Annotated in this window: 16 protein-coding genes; 3 read left to right on the top strand and 13 right to left on the bottom strand. The window is 65.1% G+C overall.

The genetic code is table 11. The features are described from left to right. Window positions 1–80: 80 nt before the first annotated feature. The 8 genes from O0880_RS07260 to O0880_RS07225 all read right to left on the bottom strand — a co-directional run bounded on the left by O0880_RS07260 (window position 81) and on the right by O0880_RS07225 (window position 14298). Window positions 81–1520 (bottom strand): efflux transporter outer membrane subunit, encoded by a 1440-nt coding sequence (locus O0880_RS07260; protein WP_289885806.1) that lies wholly within the window; start codon window positions 1518–1520, stop codon window positions 81–83. Beyond that, window positions 1517–4768 carry an efflux RND transporter permease subunit gene (locus tag O0880_RS07255; protein WP_289885805.1) on the bottom strand — a complete coding sequence of 1084 codons (3252 nt, stop codon included), beginning with the start codon at window positions 4766–4768 and terminating at the stop codon, window positions 1517–1519. The genes O0880_RS07260 and O0880_RS07255 overlap by 4 nt, the downstream gene beginning before the upstream one ends. After that, window positions 4765–7878: an efflux RND transporter permease subunit gene (locus O0880_RS07250; protein WP_289885804.1), complete on the bottom strand. Its 3114-nt coding sequence runs from the start codon at window positions 7876–7878 to the stop codon at window positions 4765–4767. The genes O0880_RS07255 and O0880_RS07250 overlap by 4 nt, the downstream gene beginning before the upstream one ends. After that, window positions 7875–9233: an efflux RND transporter periplasmic adaptor subunit gene (locus O0880_RS07245; protein ID WP_289885803.1), complete on the bottom strand. Its 1359-nt coding sequence runs from the start codon at window positions 9231–9233 to the stop codon at window positions 7875–7877. The genes O0880_RS07250 and O0880_RS07245 overlap by 4 nt, the downstream gene beginning before the upstream one ends. A gap of 453 nt (window positions 9234–9686) precedes the next feature. Beyond that, window positions 9687–10226, bottom strand: coding sequence for a GNAT family N-acetyltransferase (locus O0880_RS07240; RefSeq protein ID WP_289885801.1), 540 nt, complete (start codon window positions 10224–10226; stop codon window positions 9687–9689). Between the two features lie 196 nt (window positions 10227–10422). Next, window positions 10423–12297: a signal peptide peptidase SppA gene (gene sppA, locus O0880_RS07235; RefSeq protein ID WP_289885800.1), complete on the bottom strand. Its 1875-nt coding sequence runs from the start codon at window positions 12295–12297 to the stop codon at window positions 10423–10425. Window positions 12298–12360: 63 nt separating this feature from the next. Continuing rightward, window positions 12361–13839 carry a sodium:solute symporter gene (locus tag O0880_RS07230; protein WP_289885799.1) on the bottom strand — a complete coding sequence of 493 codons (1479 nt, stop codon included), beginning with the start codon at window positions 13837–13839 and terminating at the stop codon, window positions 12361–12363. 111 nt (window positions 13840–13950) lie between these two features. After that, on the bottom strand, window positions 13951–14298 hold the full coding sequence (locus O0880_RS07225; protein WP_289885798.1) for a hypothetical protein: 348 nt from the start codon (window positions 14296–14298) through the stop codon (window positions 13951–13953). Window positions 14299–14449: 151 nt separating this feature from the next. Here O0880_RS07225 and O0880_RS07220 point away from each other — a divergent pair, with 151 nt between their 5' ends. After that, entirely contained in the window at window positions 14450–15667 is a 1218-nt protein-coding gene (locus tag O0880_RS07220) for a YeeE/YedE family protein (RefSeq protein ID WP_289885797.1), read from the top strand. 42 nt (window positions 15668–15709) lie between these two features. Here O0880_RS07220 and O0880_RS07215 read toward each other — a convergent pair whose 3' ends face one another. Continuing rightward, the gene (locus tag O0880_RS07215) at window positions 15710–16921 is read right to left on the bottom strand and encodes an MFS transporter (RefSeq protein ID WP_289885796.1); all 1212 of its coding nucleotides are present in this window, start codon (window positions 16919–16921) and stop codon (window positions 15710–15712) included. A 348-nt stretch (window positions 16922–17269) separates the two neighbouring features. Continuing rightward, complete coding sequence (locus tag O0880_RS07210; protein WP_289885795.1) at window positions 17270–19249, bottom strand: alpha/beta fold hydrolase; 1980 nt, start codon at window positions 19247–19249, stop codon at window positions 17270–17272. 183 nt (window positions 19250–19432) lie between these two features. On the opposite strand from O0880_RS07210, the gene O0880_RS07205 reads away from it, so the two are divergent. Beyond that, window positions 19433–19669: a DUF3820 family protein gene (locus tag O0880_RS07205; protein WP_071322821.1), complete on the top strand. Its 237-nt coding sequence runs from the start codon at window positions 19433–19435 to the stop codon at window positions 19667–19669. 18 nt (window positions 19670–19687) lie between these two features. Here O0880_RS07205 and O0880_RS07200 read toward each other — a convergent pair whose 3' ends face one another. Together O0880_RS07200 and O0880_RS07195 are read right to left on the bottom strand one after the other, a co-directional pair. Next, on the bottom strand, window positions 19688–20071 hold the full coding sequence (locus O0880_RS07200) for a glutaredoxin domain-containing protein (RefSeq protein ID WP_071322820.1): 384 nt from the start codon (window positions 20069–20071) through the stop codon (window positions 19688–19690). 179 nt (window positions 20072–20250) lie between these two features. Then, window positions 20251–20739, bottom strand: a complete 489-nt coding sequence (locus O0880_RS07195; RefSeq protein ID WP_289885793.1) for a MarR family transcriptional regulator — start codon at window positions 20737–20739, stop codon at window positions 20251–20253. Between the two features lie 96 nt (window positions 20740–20835). Here O0880_RS07195 and O0880_RS07190 point away from each other — a divergent pair, with 96 nt between their 5' ends. Then, window positions 20836–22026 (top strand): serine hydrolase domain-containing protein, encoded by a 1191-nt coding sequence (locus O0880_RS07190; protein ID WP_289885792.1) that lies wholly within the window; start codon window positions 20836–20838, stop codon window positions 22024–22026. A 155-nt stretch (window positions 22027–22181) separates the two neighbouring features. Here O0880_RS07190 and O0880_RS07185 read toward each other — a convergent pair whose 3' ends face one another. Then, a complete protein-coding gene (locus O0880_RS07185) occupies window positions 22182–22616 on the bottom strand; it encodes a DUF5071 domain-containing protein (protein WP_289885790.1) in 435 nt (144 codons plus the stop codon). Window positions 22617–22644: the final 28 nt, after the last annotated feature.

The following is a 22644-nucleotide window of genomic DNA, read 5'->3' as shown; positions in this document are numbered from 1 at the left end:
TAATCTTGCATTCTAGCACTCAAGCCGCGCCGAAATCCCCGAAATTGGCGCCGGGCTTGCACCCTGCGCGCCCTCGCCGTTTACTGCGCCTGCGGCGTATGCCAGCCGCCGCCGAGCGACTGGATCAGGGCCACGGCCGTCGTCTGGCGATCCGCCTGTGCCTGCACCAGGGAACGGCGCGCCGACAGGGCCGTCACCTGCGCCGTCACCACGTCCGTATAGCCGACCTGGCCCGCGTTGTAGCGGTTCAGCATCTGCTGTTCCACCTGGTCGGCGGCCGACGACGCCTGCTGGCGCAAGGCCAGCTGCTCGGCCAGCGCGCGCGTGGCCGACAACTGGTCTTCCACGGCGCCAAAGGCGGCCAGCACCGTCTGGCGGTAGCGCGCCACGGCAGCCTCGTGGCCGGCCTTGGCCGCATCCACGCTGGCCGTCGTGGCGCCCGCGTTGAACAGCGTCTGCGCGGCCGACACGCCCAGCGACCACAGGCTGCTCGACGCATTGAACAGGTCGCCCACCTTGCTGGCGCCCGAGCCGTAGGAACCCGTCAGGTTCAGGCTCGGATAGTAGGCGGAACGGGCGATGCCGATCTGCTCGTTGGCCACGGCCACGCGGCGCTCGGCGGCGGCGATGTCGGGACGGCGCTGCAGCAGGGTCGACGGCACGCCCAGCGGCACGTCGGGCACGGTCAGGGTCCACGGCGCCACGGCCAGGCTGAAGTCCGATGGGGCGCGGCCCAGCAGGATGGCGATCGCGTGTTCGAGCTGGGCGCGCTGACGCGTCTGGCTCGACAGGTCGATCTGCGCATTGGCCAGTTGCGTCTGCGCCTGCAGCAGGTCGGACTTGGCGGCAATGCCGGAATTGAAGCGGTTGCTGGTGATGTCGAGCACGCGCTTGTAGCCGTCGATGGTGGCATTGAGCAGCGCGATCTGCGCATCGCTCTGGCGCAGCGAAAAATAATTGGTGGCCAGCTCGCCCTGCGCCGACAGGCGCGCCGCGGCCAGGTCCGCCGCGCTGGCGGCGGCGCTGGCGTCCGCCCCCGTCACGCCGGCGCGCAGCTTGCCCCACACGTCCGGTTCCCACGACGCGCCGATGGCGGCCTTGAAGTTGTTGTTCGTCTGCTGCTCGCCGCCGCCACCCGAGCGGGCACCGCTGCCCGTCAGATTCACGGTCGGGAATAGCGACGCGCGCTGTTCGCGCACCAGCGCGCGCGCCTGCTCGTACGCGGCGATGGCTTCCGCCACGTTCTGGTTCGACACTTCGATGCTGTCGGCCAGCTGGTTCAGTTGCGCGTCGCCGAACAGGGTCCACCATGGACCGCGCTCGAGGGTATCGGCCGGCACGGCGGGCTGCCAGCCGGCCGCCTCCTTGAACGTCTGCGGCGCGGCGGCCGTCGGCACGTCATACGCGGGGCTGACGGCGCAGCCGGCCAGCAGGACGAAGGCGGCCGCGGTGGCCAGCGACAGGACATGCCGGCGCAGGCGTGCGGGAACGGCGGACTGGATAGGTTTTACTTGCTTCATGATTGTGTGCTCGGGTTATCTGGCCCAGGAATGCGGCTCAATTGCTGCTCGTCGGCGCTGCGCGTGCGCAGCTTGTCGAGCAGGATGTAGACCACCGGGGTGGTCAGCAATGTGAGTAACTGGCTGGCAATCAGGCCGCCGATGATGGCGACCCCCAAGGGCTGGCGTAGCTCTGACCCCTCGCCAAAACCGATCGCCAGCGGCAAGGCGCCAAGCGCCGCCGCCAGGGTGGTCATCAGGATGGGGCGGAAACGCAGCAAACATGCCTCGCGCACCGCTTCCACCGCTGTCAGGCCGCGCGAACGCTCGGCCTCCAGCGCGAAGTCGATGATCAATATAGCATTTTTCTTCACGATACCGATCAATAGGAACACGCCGATCAGGGCTATGATGGAAAACTCCATGCGGAACAGCAGCAGCGCCAGCACGGCGCCCACGCCCGCCGAGGGCAGGGTCGACAGCACGGTGACGGGGTGGATCAGGCTTTCATACAGGATGCCCAGCACGATGTAGATCACCACGATGGCCGCCAGGATCAGCAGCGGCTGCTCCTTGTTGCTGTCCTGCGCGCTCTTCGCCGAACCCTGGAAGCTGCCGCGCACGTTGACCGGCATGCCGATTTCCGACTCCGCCTGGGCCACGGCCGCCTGGCCGTCGCTGAGCGGATAGCCGTCGGCCAGGTTGAACGACACGGTGGTCGCCAGTTCGCCGCCCTGATGGTTGATCGACGTCGCCGTCGAGCTTTCCGCGAAGCTGCTGAACGACGACAGTGGCACCATGTGCGCCAGCGTGGTGGACAGGGCCGAGCCGCTGGACGGGTCGCGCGCCGCCGTCGTGTTGGACGTCGCCGCGCTTGCCGTCGCGGTGGCGGTGGCCGTGGCCGTGGCGGTAGTACTGGCGGCAGCGGCGGCCGCATTCGAGGCCGGCACGTAGACGGAGCGCAGCGCTTCCGGGCTTTGCGCATAGCGCGGCGCCACTTCCATGATCACATGGTACTGGTTCAGCTCATCGTAGATGGTCGCCACCTGGCGCTGGCCGAAGCTGTTGTACAGCGCATTGTCGATATCCCTGACCTGCACGCCCAGCTGCGTGGCGCGGTCCTTGTCGATGGTGACGAAGGTTTCCACGCCGTTTTCCGCCTGGTCCGTGTCGACGTCGATCAGGGCCGGCTGCAGCTTCATCTGGTCGGCCAGCTTCGCCGCCCACTTCTTCAGGTCCGCCTGGTTGTCGCTGATCAGGGTGTACTGGTAGGTGGAATTGCTCGAGCGCCCGCCCATGCGCAGATCCTGCACGGGGTTGAGGAACAGCGAAATGCCCGTCACCTTGGCCAGCTGCGGGCGCAGACGGGCGATCACGGCCTGGCCCTTGTCCGTGCGCTGCGACGCCGGTTTCAAATCGATGAACATGAAGCCGCCGCCCGCCCGTCCGCCGCCCGTGAAGCCCACGACGGTGGCGACGGCGGGATCGTCCTTGATGATGTTGACCAGCTGGCGCAGCTTGCCCTGCATGGCCTGGAACGAGATGCTCTGGTCGGCGCGCATGCCGCCATTGATCTGGCCCGTGTCCTGCTGCGGGAAGAAGCCTTTCGGCGCGGCCGCGAACAGGTACACGTTCAGGCCGACGACGAACACGAGGATGGTCATCACCAGCGCGGCGCTGGACAGGGCCCAGTCCAGGCAGTGCTCATAGACGTTCAGCATGCGCTCGAAGCCGCGCTCGAACCAGCGCGCCACGGCGCCGGGCGGCTTGTGCTGCTGGCCGCTTTTCAGCAGCCAGGCGCACATCATCGGCGTCGTGGTGAGCGAGATCACCAGCGAAATCATGACGGCGGCCGACAGGGTCACGGCAAATTCGCGGAACAGCCGTCCCACCTGCCCGCCCATGAACAGCAGCGGGATGAAGACGGCCACCAGCGACAGGCTGATCGACAGCACCGTGAAGCCCACCTCGCGCGCGCCCAGCAGGGCCGCCTTGAAGCGGTCCATGCCGGCCTCGATGTGGCGCTGCGTGTTTTCCAGCACCACGATGGCGTCATCGACGACAAAGCCGGTGGCCACCGTGAGCGCCATCAGGGAAAGGTTATTCAGGCTGAAGCCCAGCATGTACATCACGCCGAAGGTGCCCAGCAGCGAGACGATGGTGGCGACGGCGGGGATGATGGTGGCGCGCACGCTGCGCAGGAAGGCGCTGACCACCAGCACGACGAGCACGATGGACAGGATCAGCGTGAATTCGATCTCGTGCAGCGAGGAGCGGATGGAATTGGTGCTGTCGGACGCCACCTGCAGCTTGATGTCGCCGGGCAGCTGCGCCTGCAGTTGCGGCAGCAGCGCGCGCACGCCATCGACGGTGGCGATGACGTTCGCGCCGGGCTGGCGCGTGATCAGCACGATGACGGCGGGGTCGCCGTTGAACAGGCCCAGGGTATTCGTGTTTTCCACGCCGTCGACCACTTCGGCCACGTCGTCGAGGCGGATGGCGGCGCCGTCGCGCCAGGCCACCACCAGGCTGCGGTAGTCGGCCGCGCTGCGCCCGCCCGAAGCCGTGTTGGCGCCCGAGTAAATCTGCAGGCTGCGCTCGTCGCCGGAGATCGCCCCCTTCGGCCGGTTGGCGTTGCTGGCCTGGATGGCCGCGCGCACGTCTTCCATCGACACGGCATAGTGATTGAGCTGGTAAGGCAGCAGTTCCACGCGCACGGCCGGCAGCGAGCCGCCGCCCAGTTCCACGTCGCCCACGCCCTTCACTTGCGCCACTTTCTGCTGCACCAGGTTCGAGACGGCGTCGTAGATCTGGCCCGGCGTGCGCGTCTTCGACGTCAGCGCCAGGATGATCACGGGCGCGTCGGACGGATTGGCCTTGCGGTAGGTGGGGTTGCTGCGCAGGGTGGCCGGCAAGTCCACGCGCGAGGCGGAAATGGCCGCCTGCACTTCGCGCGCGGCCGAATCGATCTTGCGGTTCAGGTCAAACTGCAAATTGATGCGCGTCGAACCCGTGCCCGAGGACGACGTCATCTCGTTCACGCCGGAGATGACGCCCAGGCGCCGCTCCAGCGGCGTGGCCACCGAGGTGGCCATGGTGGCCGGACTGGCGCCGGGCAGGCTGGCGCTGACGGAGATGGTCGGATAATCGACTTGCGGCAGCGGCGAGACGGGCAGCACGAAGAAGGCGCCGACGCCCGCCAGCGCGATGCCGATGGTCAGCAGCACGGTGGCGATGGGGCGCTTGACGAACGGTTCGGACAGGTTCACGCGGCGCTCCCCGCACCCGGCTTGTCCAGGTTCACGCCGCGCGTCTTCGGCGCGAAGCGCTGGCCCAGGCGGTCAAAGGCCAGGTAGATGACGGGCGTGGTAAACAGGGTCAGCACCTGGCTGACGATCAGGCCGCCGAAGATGGCCAGGCCCAGCGGACGGCGCAACTCGGCGCCCTCGCCCCAGCCCAGCATCAGCGGCACGGCCGCGAACAGCGCCGCCAGCGTCGTCATCAGAATCGGACGGAAGCGCAGCAGGGCCGCCTGGTGGATGGCTTCCTGCGGGCTCTTGCCCTCGTCGCGTTCGGCCTCGATGGCGAAGTCGATCATCATGATCGCGTTCTTCTTGACGATGCCGATCAGGAGGATGATGCCGATGATGCCGATCACGCCCAGGTCCTGCCCCGACAGCATCAGCGCCAGTAAGGCGCCCACGCCGGCCGACGGCAGGGTCGACAGGATCGTCAGCGGGTGGATGTAGCTTTCATACAGCACGCCCAGCACGATGTAGACGCAGACGACGGCGGCCAGAATGAGCCACAGCTGGTTCGACAGCGAATTTTCATACGCGCCGGCCGCGCCGAGGAAGGTCAGCGTCACCGACGGCGGCAAGGCGATATCCTTCGCCGCCTGGCGGATGGCGTCGACGGCGCTGCCCAGCGCCACGCCGTGCGTGGTGTCGAAGCCCAGCGTGGTGGCCGGGTATTGCGCCACGTGCGTGATCTGCAGCGGCGCCTGTTTTTCGCTGACGCTGGCAAAGGCGGACAGCGGCGTCGACTTGCCGGAGCCCGTGCGCACCTGCAGGTCCGACAGGTCGGACGGCGTGGTGACGATGCCGGGCTGCGCTTCGAGGATGACGCGGTACTGGTTGGTTTCCGTGAAAATCGTCGAAATGATGCGCTGGCCGAAGGCGTTGTACAGCGCGTCGTCGACGGTGGCCGTGGTGATCGACATGCGCGCGGCGCTGTCGCGGTCGATGGCCACGCTGACGGCGGCGCCCGTGGCGCCCGCGTCCGTGACGACGTTGCGCAGCTGCGATTTTTCGCGCATGCGGGCCGCCAGCTTGCCGGCCCACTCGGTGACGGTGGCCGTGTCGGCGCCTTCGAGCGAGACGCGGTACTGCGTCGGACCCGATTCCGCATCGATGGTCAGGTCCTGCGTCGGCTGCAGGTACAGGGTCACGCCGGCCACCCTGGCCACGCGGCCGCGCAGGCGCTCCATGATGTCTTCCTGGCTGTCGCTGCGCGAGCGCTTGAGATTGATCAGCATGCTACCCGTGTGCAGCATGGTATTGTTGGCCGCATCGACGCCGACGAGGGAGCTCAGGGTGTCGACATCGGGGTCTTCCAGCAACGCGCTGGCAGCCGCCTGCTGCAGCACGGCCATGCGCTCGTACGAGACGGCTTGCGAGGTTTCCAGGCGCGCCTGCAACTGCCCCGTGTCCTGCGTGGGAAACAGGCCTTTCGGAATCGTGACGTACAGGATCACCGTCAGCAGCAAGGTGGCCAGGGCCACGAGCAGGGTCAGGCCCTGGCGCTTCAGCACCCACACCAGCGCATGGTCATACTTATGGATGACACGGTCGAGGAAAGCCTGGATGCGCTGGCCCGTGGCGCTGACCTTTTCATCGGCGTGGCTTTTCAGCCAGCGCGCCGACATCATCGGCACCAGGGTCAGGGACACCACGGCGGAAATGAGGATGGTGATGGCCAGGGTCATGGCAAATTCGCGGAACAGCCGGCCCACGACGTCGCCCATGAACAGCAGCGGAATGAGCACGGCGATCAGCGACACCGTCAGCGAGATGATGGTAAAGCCGATCTGCGAGGCGCCCTTCAGGGCGGCAGCCATCGGCGTTTCGCCTTCCTCGATGTAGCGGGCGATGTTTTCGATCATGACGATGGCGTCGTCGACGACGAAGCCGGTGGCGATCGTCAGCGCCATCAGCGACAGGTTGTTCAGGCTGTAGCCGAGCAGATACATGACGCCGCAGGCGCCGATCAGCGAAATCGGCACGGACAGGCTGGCGATCACCGTGGCGCGCAGGCTGTGCAGGAAGGCGAAGATCACCAGCACCACCAGCAGCACGGACAGCAGCAGCTCCATTTCCACGTGTTCGACCGAGGCCCGGATGCCCGTCGTGCGGTCGCTCAGCACGTCGAGCTTCATGGCCGCCGGCAGGCTGGCCTGCAGGTCCGGCAGCAGGGCCTTGATGGCGTCGACCGTCTTGATGACGTTGGCGCCGGGCTGGCGCTGCACGTTCAGGATGATGGCCGGCTGCTTGCCCGACCAGGCGCCCAGGCGCGTGTTTTCCGCGCTGTCGACGACGTTGGCGACGTCGGACAGGCGCACCGGCGCGCCGTTTTTATAGGTGATGATCAGGCGCTTGTAGTCTTCCGCCGTGACGAGTTGATCGTTGGCGTTGATGGTGAACGAGCGCGTGGGGCCGTCGAAACTGCCCTTCGCGCTGTTGACGTTGGCCGCCGCGATGGCCGTGCGCAGGCTGTCGAGACCGAGGCCGTACGAGGCCAGCAATTTGGTGTCGCCCTGGATGCGCACGGCGGGACGCTGGCCGCCGGACAGCGACACCAGGCCCACGCCGTTGACCTGGCTGATCTTCAGCGCCAGGCGCGTGTTGACGATGTTCTGCACCTGCGTCAGCGGCATCGTGTCCGACGTGATGGCCAAGGTCAGCACGGGCGCGTCGGCCGGATTGATCTTCGCGTACACGGGCGGCGCCGGCAAGTCGGTGGGCAGCAAGGAGCCGCCCGCGTTGATGGCGGCCTGCACTTCCTGCTCGGCGACGTCCAGGGTCTGGCCCAGCGTGAATTGCAGGGTGATGATGGAAACGCCGGCCGCGCTGGTGGAACTCATGCGCTGCAAGCCCGACATCTGGCCGAACTGGCGCTCCAGCGGCGCCGTCACGGTCTGCCCCATGACTTCCGGACTGGCGCCCGGATACAGGGTCTGCACCTGGATGGTGGGGAAGTCCACCTGCGGCAAGGCGGCCAGCGGCAGGAACTTGAAGCCGACCAGCCCCGCCAGCACGATGGCCAGCATCAGCAGCGCCGTGGCGACGGGGCGCTGGATGAAGGGCGTCGATGGACTCATTGCGCGGCGCCCTTCGCTGGCGCCGTGGCTGGCACTGCAGCCGGCGCGCTGGCCGCGGCGGCGGCCGGTGCGCTGGCCGCGCCGTCAGCGTGCTGGCGGCGGTGGCGGCGTTCGCCGTTTGCACCGCCCGCGCCCGCGCCGCCGGCGGCTGGCTTGTCGCCGGCCAGCATGACTTTCGCGCCTTCCTTCAGGCGGTCGGCGCCTTCCGTGATGACCTGTTCGCCCGCCTCCAGGCCGGCGCGGATTTCCACCATGTCGGTGGTGGCCTGGCCGCGCGTGACCATGCGCACGGTGACCGTCTTGTCGGCTTTCAGCACATACACGAAGTCGCCGTTGTTGCTGTGGCGCAGAGCCGTGACGGGCACCAGCACGGCGCCCGTGATATTGCCCAGCTCCAGGCGCACGTTGACGAACTGGCTGGGGAACAGCGCCATCTTCTCGTTGGTGTAGCGGGCCTTGGCGCGCACGGTGCCCGTCTGCACGTCGACCTGGTTGTCGAGCGCCGTCAGGCTGCCCTGGTCCAGCGTATGCGTGCGCGTGCGGTCCAGCGCCAGCGCCGCCAGGGCCGAGCCGCCATTCAGGCGTTCCTGGATGGTCTGCACCTTATCCTGCGGCACGGAGAATTCCACGTCGATGGGCGAGAGCTGCGTCACCACCACCACGCCGCCCGTGTCGCTGGTGCTCACCAGGTTGCCGATATCGACCACTTTCAGGCCGGCGCGGCCGCTGATCGGCGACACCACCTTGGTGTAGCCGAGGTTCAGCCGGGCCGTGCCTTCGGCCGCGCGGTCCGTCATGACGGTGCCTTCCAGCTGCTTGACCAGGGCCGCCTGCGTATCGACGTCCTGGCGCGCGATGGAATCCTGGCCCAGCAGGGTTTGATAGCGCTTCAGGGTCAGGCGCGCGTTTTCCAGCTGCGCCTCGTCGCGCTGGCGCTGGCCCGTGGCCTGCATCAGCGCCATTTCGAACTGCGCCGGGTCGATCTGCGCCACCACCTGGCCCGCCTTGACCATGCCACCTTCCTTGAATTTCAGTTCCTTCAGGATGCCCGACACCTGCGGGCGCACCGTCACGGTCGATGCCGCTGTCACCGTGCCCAGCGCATCGAGCACCACGGGCAGGTCCGACTTCACGGCCGTAGCCACGCCGACCGTGGTCGATGGTGCGCCGCGGCGTCCACCGGGCCCGCCTGGCCCGCCAGGGCCGCCGGCGCCTGGCTGCGCGCTGACGCCCGTATGGGTCAGGTACCAGGCACCGCCGCCCAGCGCGGCCATCACTGCCAGCGCGATGACGCTGCCGACGATTTTCGAACGGCGGCTGCGCCGCGGGGTATTGGGTGCTGTCTGCGAATCCATCGCTTATCCTTGTATAGGCCGCTGGCACGGCGAGTCTGTGGCGCCGGCCGAGGTGGGACACACTCAGGCCGGACGACCGTTTTTCGGGGTTGGTATCGTTACAAAGCCACAGGGAGTCAAGAGCTGAAAATCAGCTGAAAAAACATCGCTCCCCATCGTGAAACGACTCTAGCATAGTCATGTATCTGTTTCATTTCCACTTGAAACAATTCCACACGACGGCACGCACGCGGCCAGGCCACGCGCGCCGGCGGCCTGCCCGCCCTCTATGGGGAACGATGGAAAAATCAGGCTTGCGGGGGTGGGCGCCACGGTGCCGGCGCGCCGCGCGCGACTGGCATGCAGATACAAACTCGCTACAAATCTCCCGCCGATCCACTTGACCGGCGGCCTGGCGGTGCTTCAAGCGGCCGCGGGCGCCCGCACCGCGTTACCTGGATTGACAGCGGCGCCCTACAGCGTCATGCCGAGGATGACGTCCTGATAGTCGGTGCGGCCCACGCGGAAGGTGCGCCGTCCCACCTGCGCAAAGCCGCAGCGCACATAGAATGCCAGCGCATCGTGGTTTTCCGCGTACACCCCCAGCAGCACCCGCCCTGCCCCGCCGGCGCGCGCCTGTTCCAGTGCCGCCTGCATCAGGCGCTGGCCCACGCGCTGGCCCTGGAAGCGGTGCAGCAGGTAGATGCGCTTGATTTCCAGGTCGCGCGGATGCGGATCGGCCACCGGCAGGCTGGCCGGACTGAGGACCAGGTAGCCGACGGGCGCGCCGCCCGGTATGGCTTCGGCCAGCCACAGCCGCATGGCCGGCAGCGCCAGCCAGTCGCGGTACAGCTGCGCGTCATGCTGGCGCGCGCAGTGGGCGATGACGTCGGCGCCATCGAGGATGCCGGCGAAGGCCTCGAGGAAGGTCGATTGCCCGACCAGCGCCAGCGCCTGCTCATCGCCCTTCGCGCACTGGCGGATGGTGATGGCCGTGCCGGTTTTTTCGTTCATGTCGCTTGCCATGCCTTGCTCCTGATGTGAAACAAGCCGGGCGAAGCCGGCTTGAGTATGTCATCTATATTGCCGTATAACGCCTGACAAAATCGTAGCGAGCGAAGATGAGTTGTGACCGAGAAGCGGAGCTGTGCTTGAGCACAGTGAGCATCGCAGGCCGCAAATCATCGAGCGCAGTAGATTTGGTCAGGTGTTATTTACTGCCGAGTGGCACTTCGCACAGGCAGTGCGTCAGGGCCATGAACGGCTTGCGCTCGCGCGTGATGCTCGACAGCCAGCTCAGGTCCTGCGCCATGCCCAGCGCCGCGTCGGCCGGCAAGCCGCTCGTGGCCAGGCCCAGTTTCACGTGCTCGCCCAGTCCCAGCGACGCCATGGCCTTGGAGCCGAACATGCCGATCAGGCGATCCACGTTCGACGTTTCCTGCTCCAGATAGGTCACGCGGTAGTCGGCGCCCAGATTGGCGCGCTTTGCGGCCGATGCCAGCGCATCGCCATAGCTGCCGATGCGGTCAACCAGGTTGCGCTCTTTCGCCTGCAAGCCCGTCCAGACGCGGCCCTGCGCCACTTCATTGATCTTTTCCGGCGTCGTCTTGCGCGCCTTGGCGGCCAGGTTCAGGAAGTCGCCATACACGTGGTTGATCGAACCCTGGATCACTTGCGCAAAGCGCGGATCGAGCGGGCGCAACGGGTTGCCGGCGTCGGCCAGCCACGTGGTGGGCGAGCCGGCCGTATGGATGCCCAGCTTTTCCACCACCTTGTCGGCCGTCGGCAAGATCGCGAACACGCCGATGGAACCGGTGATGGTGGCCGCGTCGGCGATCACTTCATCGGACGAGGTGCTGATCCAGTAGCCGCCCGAAGCGGCCACGTTGCCCATCGAGACGACCACCGGCTTGCCGGCGGCGCGCGTCAGTTCCAGTTCGCGGCGTATCAGTTCCGAGCCGAAGGCGCTGCCGCCCGGCGAATCGACGCGCAGCACGACGGCCTTGATCGACTTGTCTTCGCGCGCCTGGCGGATCAAGCGCGAGGTGGACAGGCCGCCGATGGAGCCCGGCGGCGCGATGCCGTCGCCGATTTCGCCGGAAGCGATGACGACGCCGACGGCGTCGCCGATATGCACGGGGCGCAGGCGCGCCAGGTAGTCGGTGTAGGCGATCTGGCGGAAGTTCGTGCCTTCCGTGTTTTTCGCGCCGCGCGCCATCATGAACTGGCGCAGTTCATCGCGCGTTTTCAAGCCGTCGACCAGCCTGGCGTTCAGCGATACCTTGGCCAGATCGCCGTCGGCCGCCGTCAGCAAGGCGGGCAGCCCGTCGATGGCCTGCATGATGGCGCCGGCCGGCAGCTTGCGCGCCTTTTCCACGTCTGTCGTGTAGGTGGTCCACAAGCCATTGTTCAGGTAGCGATCCGCTTCGGCCGCCGCTTCGGACGGGCCGTTGGCGATGAAGGGTTCGGCCGCGCTTTTATACGTGCCCACTTTCAGCAGGTTGACCGTCACGCCCACCTTGTCGAGCGCATCGCGGTAGTAATTGCGGTAGCGGCCGAAGCCTTCGAGCATGACGCCGCCCATCGGGTGCACGAACACTTCATCGGCCTTGGCCGCCACCAGGTACTGGCGCTGGTTGTAGCTGGAACCCCAGGCCGTCACTTTCTTGCCGCTGGCGCGGAAACGCTCGACGCCGGCCGCCACTTCGCGCAGCGAAGCCAGGCCGCCGCCCTGCAATTCATCGAGCAGGATGACCATGGAGCCGATATTGCCATCCTTGGCCGCCGTGTCGAGCACGGCCAGCACGTCGCGCAGCTGCACGCTTTTCTTGACTTCGCCGCTGACATTGGCCAGCACCGCTTCGCGCACGCCGCCCGGCGTCTCTTCCACCAGCGGGCCTTGCAGGTCGAGCACCAGTGTGGTTTTCTCGGGCAGGGGCTTGACGCCGCCGCCGAAGATGGCGATCAGGATGGCGATGACGATCAGCAGAAAAATCAGATTGAAGACCGCGCGGCGCGTGGCGTCCAGCGCGCGCCAGAATGCGCCAAAACCGCGGCGCAGCGGCGGGAACGGGTTGAGTGACATTGATGCTCCGTGAGGTTATTTACCTAAAGGAAACCAATATAACTGAAAATGCCCGGAATCGTCTTATTTTGACAAGGGTGCGGCACCCTCGCCGCCCTGCCCCGCCGGCGTGGAAATCAGGAACAGGCCGCCCAGCACGAGGGCGCCATTCAGGATCAGCAATTCCAGTCCGATACGGTAATGTGCGAACAGCAGCGCCTGCTCTTGCTCGATCAGCGCGCACAGCAGCGGACCGGCCACGGCCACCAGCGGCACCCAGCGGTCGCGCACGCCGCGCCGGCTCAGCAAGCCGAAGGCAAACAGGCCCAGCAGAGGGCCATAGGTGTAGCTGGCCAGCTTGAGGATTACGCCTATCATGCTGGGACTGTCCATCCACTTGAAGGCCATGATCAGGATCAGAAACAGCGCGGAAAAACCCAGGTGCACGCGGCGGCGCCAGCGCATCTGCGCCGCCGGGCTCAGCCCGGCACGCCGCTGCACGCCGAGGATATCGATGCAGAAGGTGGACGTGAGGGCCGTCAACGCCCCATCGACGCTGGGAAACAGCGCGGAAATGAGGGCGATGAAGAAGATCAGCTGCACCACGGCAGGAAAGTGTCCAAGCACCACGGCAGGGAACAGCTTGTCGCCCGTGGCCGTCACGCCCGCCAGCGGCGCATACAGGTGCAGCAAGCCGCCGAGGAAGAGGAACAGCAGCAGCACGCCGGTCAGCACCACGGTCAGGCTGAGCATGTTCTTTTGCGAGTCGCGCAAGGTCCGCACGGAAATGTTCTTTTGCATCATCTCCTGGTCCATGCCCGTCATGGCTATCGTGATGAACATGCCGGCGATGATGTGCTTCCACACATAGGCGGGACTGTCCGGGTCGACGGTGAAGATGCGCGTGAGTCCCTGTGCGCGCATGCGCTCGAGGCTGTCGATGAGGGACAGGTCCATCTCGCGCAGCAGGAACACGCTGCAGATGACGAGGCCGGCCAGCATGCACGCCGTTTGCAGGGTATCGGTCCAGACGATGGTTTTCACGCCGCCTTCATACGTGTACAGCAGGATCAGCAGCAGCACGACGCACGCCGTCAGCCAGAACGGCACGCCGAAGCTGTCGAGGATGGTCGCCTGCAAGATATTGACCACCAAATACAGCCGCGCCGTGGCGCCCAGCAGGCGCGACAGGATGAAAAACGCCGCGCCGCTCTGGTAGGAGCGCCGCCCCAGGCGCAGTTCCAGGTAGCGGTAGATGGACGTCAGCTGCAGCCGGTAGTACAGCGGCAGCAAAATAAACGTGATGGCCAGGTAGCCCAGCACATAACCGATCATCAGCTGGATATAGCCGAAGCCGTCGCGTCCCACGGCGCCGGGCACGCTGATGAAGGTGACGCCGGTCAGCGTGGTGCCCACCATGCCGAAGGCCACCAGCATCCAGTTGCTGTCCTTGTTGCCGATAAAAAAGCTGTCGTTGGTCGCATGGCGCGAGGTGCGCCATGCGACGCCCAGCAGGATCAGGAAATACGCGAGGACGACGGAGAACAGGATGGCGGGTGACATGGGCGACGCGCTGGCGGCAAGGTTGGACAGGGGCAAGAATATACAGCAAGGCGCGCCGCCATGCCGCAGGCAGCGTCCTGATCCGGTTGCCGCCGCTCCCCCGCGTGCCGCCTAGTTGTCGCGGATCTCGAAGAACTGCAGTGTTTCCGCGACCGGCTGATCCTTGCATGTGCCGCTGCCGCGCAACATCACCGGCTTACCCGAGGCAAATGCCATGAGCAAGCCTGCATAGTATTCCTTGGCACGCGGCCGCTTGAAGGAGAAGGAAAAATAGTTACCGTTCGAACCATGGCAGGCGGGTGCGTCCACCACGCCGCCCACGGGATACACATATACCAGATCCGCGTCCTCGAACACCAGAATGGAACTGATTTTGGCAATGGCATAACCGGCGCAGGCCGCGCTGCTCAGTGATACACCGAATATCAATCCCAGCAACTGCAAATGCATCTTTTTCATGACGACCCCACTTAAATTATAATTTTAGCATCTTTCCCAGCAGAAAGAATAGGGATGGCAACGTCTGGCGGCAGGTAACTTGCTGGCAGAAAACAATAAAACGGGCGAGAATAGCGCTTCCCTCCCTCTTGCGCCCTGTGCGCCCACTCCCATGTCCGATACAGCCACGTCCACCCTGCGCCTGCGCGCCGATATCAATCCGAAACCGCTGGGCATTGCGCTGTTGCTCATCCTGCTCGGCGCGTGGTATCTGGCGCAAACGGTGGGCGCCACGCAGTCCGCGCTGTACGTGGTGGGAGCCTTGCTCGGCGTCACCTTGTACCACGCGGCGTTCGGCTTCACGTCTGCCTGGCGCGTCTTCATTGCCGATGGCCGCGGCGACGGCCTGCGGGCGCAAATGCTGATGCTGGCCGTCGGCGTAGCGCTGTTCTTTCCCGCGCTGTCGGCCGGCACCTTGTTCGGCACGCCCGTCGCGGGCCTCGTCTCGCCGGCCGGCACGTCCGTCATCGTGGGCGCCTTTATCTTCGGCATCGGCATGCAACTGGGCGGCGGCTGCGCGTCCGGCACGCTGTACACGGTCGGCGGCGGCAGCACGCGCATGCTCATCACCCTGGTCGCCTTCATCATCGGCTCGGTGATCGGCACCGCCCACATGCCGTTCTGGACGTCGTTGCCACAGCTCAAGCCCATCTCCGTGGTCACGACCCTGGGCCTGGCGCCCGCGCTGGCGCTGAACTGGATAGTCTTTGCGCTGATCGCCGCCATCACGGTGTTCGTTGAAAAACGCCGCCACGGCCGCCTGATCGCCACGCCCCTGCGCCCGGCCCATGCGTCGCCGTGGCTGCACGGCCCGTGGCCGCTGGTGGCGGGGGCCGTCGCGCTCGTCGTGCTGAACTTCGCCACCCTGGCGCTGTCGGGCAAGCCATGGGGCGTGACGTCCGCCTTCGCGCTGTGGGGCGCCAAGGCCGCTTCGCTGGTCGGCATCGATACGGCCAGCTGGGCCTACTGGTCCACCAAGGCCAACGCCGCCGCGCTGGCCGCGCCGCTGACGCAAGACAAGACTTCGGTGATGGACATCGGCATCGTGCTTGGCGCCATGCTGGCGGCGGCGCTGGCGGGCCGCTATGCGCCCGTGTGGCGCATCCCGCTGCGCTCGATTATCGCGGCCGTGGTCGGCGGCCTGTTGCTCGGCTATGGCGCGCGCCTCGCGTATGGCTGCAATATCGGCGCGTATTTCAGCGGCATCGTCTCGGGCAGCCTGCACGGCTGGCTGTGGCTGGTTTGCGCCTTCCTGGGCAACGTCGTCGGCACGCGCCTGCGCCCATGGTTCGGCCTGGAGGTGGAAAGAGTGAAGCCGACCGGCTGCTGAGGCAGCCGCGGCGGGCCAGTCCGCTGGCCGGCCCGCGTAGCGTTAATGTCCTACCGCATGGATCGATTTCTCGCCGCCGGTACGCACGGGAATGGGATTGATACGGTCCAGGCGGCCACTGAGGGCCGTCAAGCCGAATGCGCCCAGCACGACCAGTGCGCCTATCCAGCCCGTATGCACGAGGCCCAGGCGTTCGACGATCAGGCCGCCGCCCCAGGCGCCGCCGGCGATGCCCAGGTTGAAGGCAGCGATGTTCAAGCCGGAAGCCACGTCGACGGCGCGCGGCGTGAAGTGTTCAGCCTGCTGCACGACATACACTTGCAAGCCGGCCACGTTACCGAAGGCCACGGCGCCCCACAACAGTACGGTCATGACCACGAGAACCGGGTGCGGCGCCGTGAAGGTCAGCAGCAGCAAGACGGCGGCCAGCAACAGGAAGATCAGTTTCAGGGCACTGACGGGTCCCCGCTTGTCGGCCAGCTTGCCACCCCAGATATTGCCGAAGGCGACGGACACGCCATACACGAGCATCACCACGCCCACGGCGCCGGCGCCAAAGCCCGACACTTGCTGCAGGATGGGGGCCAGGTAAGTAAAGGCGATGAAGGAGCCGCCATAGCCGACGGCCGTCATCGCATACACCAGCAACAGACGGGGCTGGCCCAGCACCTGCACTTGCTGCAGCAGGGACGCCGGTTTGCTATGCGCGATATTGGACGGCACATACAGCAGGCTGCCGACGAAGGCGACCAGGCCCAGGGCCGAGACGGCCAGGAAAGTTTCGCGCCAGCCGAAATGCTGGCCGATGAAGGTACCGAGCGGCACGCCCGTCACCAGGGCCACGGTCAAGCCCGTAAACATGATGGCGATGGCGCTGGCCGCCTTGTCTTTCGGCACCAGCGAAGTGGCGATGGTCGAGCCGATCGAGAAGAACACGCCGTGCGCCAGCCCCGTCAGGATGCGGGCCACCACCAGGGTTTCATAGCCGGGCGACTTCCAGGCCAGCAAATTTCCCAGGGTAAACAAGACCATCAGCGACAGCAGCAGGGTCTTGCGGGGAATCTTGCCCGTCAGGGCAGTCAGGACGGGCGCGCCCACGGCGACGCCCAGCGCGTACAGGCTGACCAGCAAGCCGGCCGATGGCAAGTTGACGCCCAGGTCCGCGGCGATGGTGGGCAAGAGCCCGACGATGACAAACTCGGTGGTTCCGATGGCAAATGCGCTGAGGGTCAGCGCGAGCAAGGCAATGGGCATGAAAGACTCCGATATAAGTGCATGCAAAGGGTATGCAAATGCAAGACTTGCAGTATCGGGGCTTTCTTTGTTTCGAAAAATACGTCTCCGGACAGAAGATATTTGCCCATGAGTCAACAATATGAACATCAACCATCGCGCCTCCGGCACCATCCATAGCGCCGTCCAGCAGCGCCAGCGGCATGGCCGCGCTGCCTGGCGCCCTCATGCGGTCGCCAGGCAGCTGTTTCTGCAGCTGTTTCTGCAGCTGTTTCTGCAACGGTTTTTGCAGCTCTTTCTGCGGTTGTTTCCGCCATTTCCGCAGCATTTTCTCCTTCCATGCCTCCATGAATTATTGCCTGGCTTCCGCTATTGCTCCCTGCTATCCCTGTTTTCCAGCCTCTTCGCCTTTTCCCACTGCTCGAATTTCTCCGGCTTTTGCAGCTTCTCGCGTGCTTTCACCTCCACGCCGCGCGAAGTGCTGTCCGGCCCTTGCAGACCGGGCTTGACCGGATGCGCCTGCCCGGTCGTGGCCGACGGCGTAAACAGCTTCGGCGTCATGGCGTCGCCCGGCAGCACAGACTGCTCCAGCACGGCCCGTTTGTGCACCATCGTCGCCAGATCGGGCGGCATTTTCATGGTGGCCACCTGAAGGCTGGCCGCGTCGCGCCGCAGCGAGGCCACGGCCGACATTTCCTGCACCAGCTTGCGCGTAGCCCGCTGGTAATCTTCCGTATCCAGCCACGCCGGAATAGCCGGCCTGGCCTGTACCGGCTGCGCGGGGTCGCCCGCCAAGTCTTGCGGTGGTCCGGCGCCGCCATGCTCGATCCATGCCTCCGCCCGCTCGCGCAGCAGCGCGTCCGCGCGGCCCTGCGCCAGCAGCTTGTCGTGCAGCTCCTGCGCCGCCGGCTGGTAAAACGCATCGATGCCGGCGCTCTGCGCCAGGGCCGCGGAGGCGACCTTGGTCAGGTTGGCGGCGGCCAGCAAGTCCGCCGTCAGCAGCCATTGCTCGGCGCTGGGCAGGCGCTTGATCTGTTCGCCGAGCGCCTTGCGCGCCACCACCGCCAGTTGCGCATTGAGACGGTCGGGATCGTTCTGCAAGGCGGCAAGCTCGCCCGCCCTGGCTGCATCGCGCAGGTAGTCGGCCAGTTCCGCCGCGACCTTGACGGCATTGCGCCGATGGCCTTCGCGCAGCTGGCGCAGGTCGGGCACGAGCACGCGCACCCTTTGTTCGGAAGGCAGGTCGCTCTTCAGCGTGAAGGCATAGGCAGCTTGATCGGCATCCACGCGCAGCGCCACCGTCAGCAGCTCGGTGGATTGCCCATTGATCTGCTGTGGCGTGGCGCCCGGCGACACCAGCAGTGCCTTGCTGGATTTCTCCGCGATCCAGTACTTCATCCTGCCCCGTCCCGTGTTCATCAGCCGGGCATTTTCCTCGGGCGAGGCGAGGGTAAACGTGTAGACGTTCTTGTCGCGCTGGAAATCGGGCAATTCCAGGCGCGCGCCCAATTGCAGCGGCAACACATGTTCGATCAGCTCGCCGGACAGGAACATGTACGCGGGATGCGTGGGCCGGTCCGGCTTGACGAGCGTGATGTGGTCGGCATTGTCGATCGCCAGCGGGCGCCCGATGCACACGCGGGTGGCGCTGCCCCATGGCACGATGCGCATGCCTCCCACATTCGCCGTCTCATAGGCGCAGCTGACGCGCGGCTTGACGGCAAGGCTGGCCCAGTCGTCGCTGAGCTGCTTGAGCATGTCGTTGCTGTCCACGGGCCGCATGTTGGACAGCGCGGGATTTTTTAAGACCAGGGTTGCCAGCTGCGCCACCTGGGCCCCCTCCATCGGCGCACTGAACAGGACAATCAGCGGCACTTTTTCCGCCAGCTCCGGATGCTTGTCCAGATTGTTGGCCAGATAGCGCATGATGACGAGCCCGCCCATGCTGTGTCCGACAAACACGATGGCTTGGTAGTCGAGCACGCCAGCCGGGGTCAGATAGCTTTGCAGTTTGTTGGCCGCTTCGCGGATATCGAGCGAACCGCCGGACATGATGTTGGAGCTGAAACCGAAGGCATACGTATCGACTTGCGGCCCCAGCCGCGCATCCTTTTTCAGCAGGCGGAAAAAACTTTCTCCATTTCCGTCTGTCCACGTGCCGCGCGTGCTGCCGAAGATGCCATGCACAAACACGAGCGCGATCCTGTGCTGCGGATCGGCACGGTCTACCCAGCCGGGATCCTCGCGGTTCATGGCCGCCGGCTGGTCGCATGCCGCCAGCAGGGCAAACAATGCCGCCACGATCGATGTCCACCACCTCGGGCGGCGCGGGGCGATGGCTGCTCGCATCGTCGCACTCCTCAGTAACCATCGCCGCAGTATGCGCTGAATCGGGGCGCGCGCAGCGCTCATGTGGCGCTGGTTTGATCCAGCCATAATGACGGCAAATGTCAGGGAACTCTCTCGCCCATCTACCGCCATAACGCTGCCATGCATCTGCTACACTGCCGCTCAGGAAATGGGAGCAGCATCATGAATTCAGAAAAACTGGCGCTGCTGGTCACGCGCGAAATGCCGTATGGAAAATATCAGGGGCGCTTGCTGGCCGACCTGCCCGGCCACTACCTGGGCTGGTTCGCGCGCGAAGGCTTTCCTTCGGGCGAACTGGGCAGCCTGATCGCGCTCATGTATGAACTCGACCACAATGATTTGCGCAGCCTGCTCGACCCCTTGCGCACGCACAAGTCGCCATGGCGGCCGGGGGAATAAGGTAGCGCAAGAAATGCGTCAGAACTGGCGCACTTTCTTTGCCAGCATGGCGCTGAACTCGCCATTTTCCACGAGCTGTTGCAGCTCGCTGGCGCCACCGATCAGCACGCCATTGACGAAGATCATGGGAAACGTGGGCCAGCCCGTCCACATTTTCAGCGCATTGCGGCGGTGCCACTGGTTCAGGTAGCTGCCGTATTGCAAATACTGATACGGCGTGCCCAGCACGTCGAGGATCTTGCGCGCCTTGCGCGGAAACGGATTGAGCGCCATGCCGACCACCACCACCTGATGCGCGGCAATGGCAGCCTGCACCTCGCGCACAATCGCCGTGTGCCTGCTGCCGATCAGGGGGCGGGCGGCGGGATGGATCTGGGTTTCGTCGAGAATGGCGCGGGTCATGAAAGTCCTGTAGAGAAAAGCAGCTAGGCACACGGGGTGCGAGTCACGCATTGTGCCATGCCGCAGGCCCCGGCTGGCATTCATTGCCCTGCCGTCGCAACGCCTGTCGGACAGCTTGCGCCCCGAAGCAGGCACTGCCATACCGCTTGAACGCCGTGAGTGTGAGCGGAAAATGCACCTTATCGCCTGGCAATGCGGACCATGATGCGATCAAAGATGGATTGCCGCTCCAGAGCGTCATCGAGCCTGTTTAGCGACGCCACGACGTCACCCGCCTCCGCGTTCAGCTCACGGGCCGCTTCGTCACATGCAAGCCAGATTGGCCGCAACTGTGCGACCAGTCGCTTGCCTTCCGCAGTGAGCGTTATTTTCTTCTTGCGCGCATCCTCGGGGTCCGACTCCGACGTCACGATGCCCGCTTTTTCAAGTGACTGCCGTGTCTGGCTCACGGAAACATGCGTGATTTTCAGCGTTGCCGCCAGTTCCCCCACGGTGGCGGATTCCCTCATGGCTAATTGGTTCAGCACGCCAAACCAGCGCTGCTCGAATGAAATTCCCAATGCGGCGTACACCCGCGTCGAGTCACCGTCGAGGCTTTCCGACAGGCGCCTCAGCCTGGCGCCGATCGCTGCTCCGCCGGCAAGCCGCGAATAATCGTGCATGATCATGCTCTCTCTGTTTTTAAGTTGACATTTATGTAGGCACCTACACATAATAGCATGTAGCCTCCCGTTTGCACCACTTCCATGTAGAGAGAGCGAAACATGCCAGTCCATATCCCCAAGCCCGTGTCCCCGATTTCCCGGCGCGCTTTTCTCGGAGCAGGACTGTCAGCGCTGTTGTTGCCGGCCGTCGCGACGGGAGAGCGTCTCGCGCCTCCAGCCTCCGACCTGGAGTCCTTTATCCGGAACGAAATGCGCACGGCCAACATCCCGGGCCTGGCCGCCGGTTTTGCCCGCGATGGCGTCGTGCAATTTGCTCAAGGTTACGGCATGGCCAGCATCGCCCAGCGCAGGGCCGTGACCGCCGACACAATGTTTCATCTTGCGTCCGTTACCAAAGTGGTGACCGCGACCATGATCATGCGTCTGGCCGAGCGAGGCAAGCTCGCCCTCGATGAATCTATCGCGGGCCATCTGGATTTCCCCGTTATCAACCCGCGATTCCGCGACACGGCAATCACCTTCCGACAGCTGCTGACGCACACATCGAGCATTTCCGACGCCCGGTATTACGAAATCGACTTCCGGCAGCAGGGCCGCGATGCCGAGCAAGTCTTGTCCGACTTCCTCAAGCAGTATCTCACGCCCGAGGGTGTCAATTATTCGGCAGCGCAATGCTTCTCAGCCACGCCCCCTGCGTCCACATGGGACTACAGCAACGTGGGCTTCGCCTTGCTGGGGCATCTTGCTGGCCGCATCGGAGGGATGGACATGCGCGAACAGACCCGCAGGGATATTTTTGCGCCGCTCGCCATGAATGATACGAGCTGGACGATCAAAGGCACCCCGCCCTTGCGCAGCGCCGAGCCATATGACCTGGTGGATGGGGCGCTGGTCGCCGTGAAACCTGTCGGTTTTCCAGACTGGCCGGTTGGCATGTTGCGATCATCGATCAGCGATTTCATGAAGTTCGTCGCCGCGGCGGCAAACGCCGGTCATTCGGCAGGCGTTAACGTGCTGGGAGCGTCCGCCATGGCGCAGATGCTGGATATGCAGACGCCGGTCGGACTACCGGCCTGGCTGAGCGGCCAGGGGCTGGGCTGGATGGCATCCCCGCTGGGAGGACAGGCGATGCCCAATCATTGGGGCGGCGATCCGGGCGTCTTTACCGCCGTGTATGTGAATCCGCTCACGCGCAGCGGCGTGGCGGTATTCACCAACGCGAGCACCTCGGCGGAAAGTAGAGACGCCGTCAAGAATATCGCCAATCGCCTGTTTCAACTGGCCACCTAAGAATTCAAGGCAATGATGTTTGCGCTCATCGAGGCGCACATGAGCGCGCTGTCTATGCCCGCGATGACACCAATGGCGTCCATGGGCCCGGCGCCTGGCGTATCTGCCGGAGCGATAGCTGATTTATCTGCAACATTCACCAGGAATTCCCTAGCTTATCGTGGGTCAACCGACTGGCCGCTACCGGCCGCGACAGGTCTACCCGTCCAGCTCGCCAAGATTTCCTCGGCTTGCTCCGTCACGTATTCCTGCCGTTCGCCACTTGTCGGGCTGCGGACCAGGCGCTCCAGTTCCGCACTGATTGCAGACGCGAGTTCCGGCGACTGGAGGACAATCCCCGACAGGATATTGTATTTCCAGATATCGTCATCGCCGGCGAAAATCGGCTTGAGGCAGGGCGCGAGGCGTGCGCCCTGGGCCGCCAAGAACGGGCGGAAAATGGCGGCAACCGGCCAGTTGATGTCCTGCATCCATTCCAGGATCTGCGGCATGACACGCTCCAGCTTTTCCCAGCCCAGCGCCACCAGGGCTTCGGCCGCATCCGTATCGTGTTTGTCGCGTGGCAATAGTAAATTCAAGGCACTCTTCATGGGTCTCCCGATATGTCCGCTCCGGGCT

This window comes from Janthinobacterium sp. SUN118 (assembly GCF_030397695.1).
In the GTDB taxonomy this organism is placed as follows: Bacteria; Pseudomonadota; Gammaproteobacteria; order Burkholderiales; family Burkholderiaceae_D; genus Janthinobacterium.
This window is presented reverse-complemented; position numbering and strand designations above follow the sequence as displayed.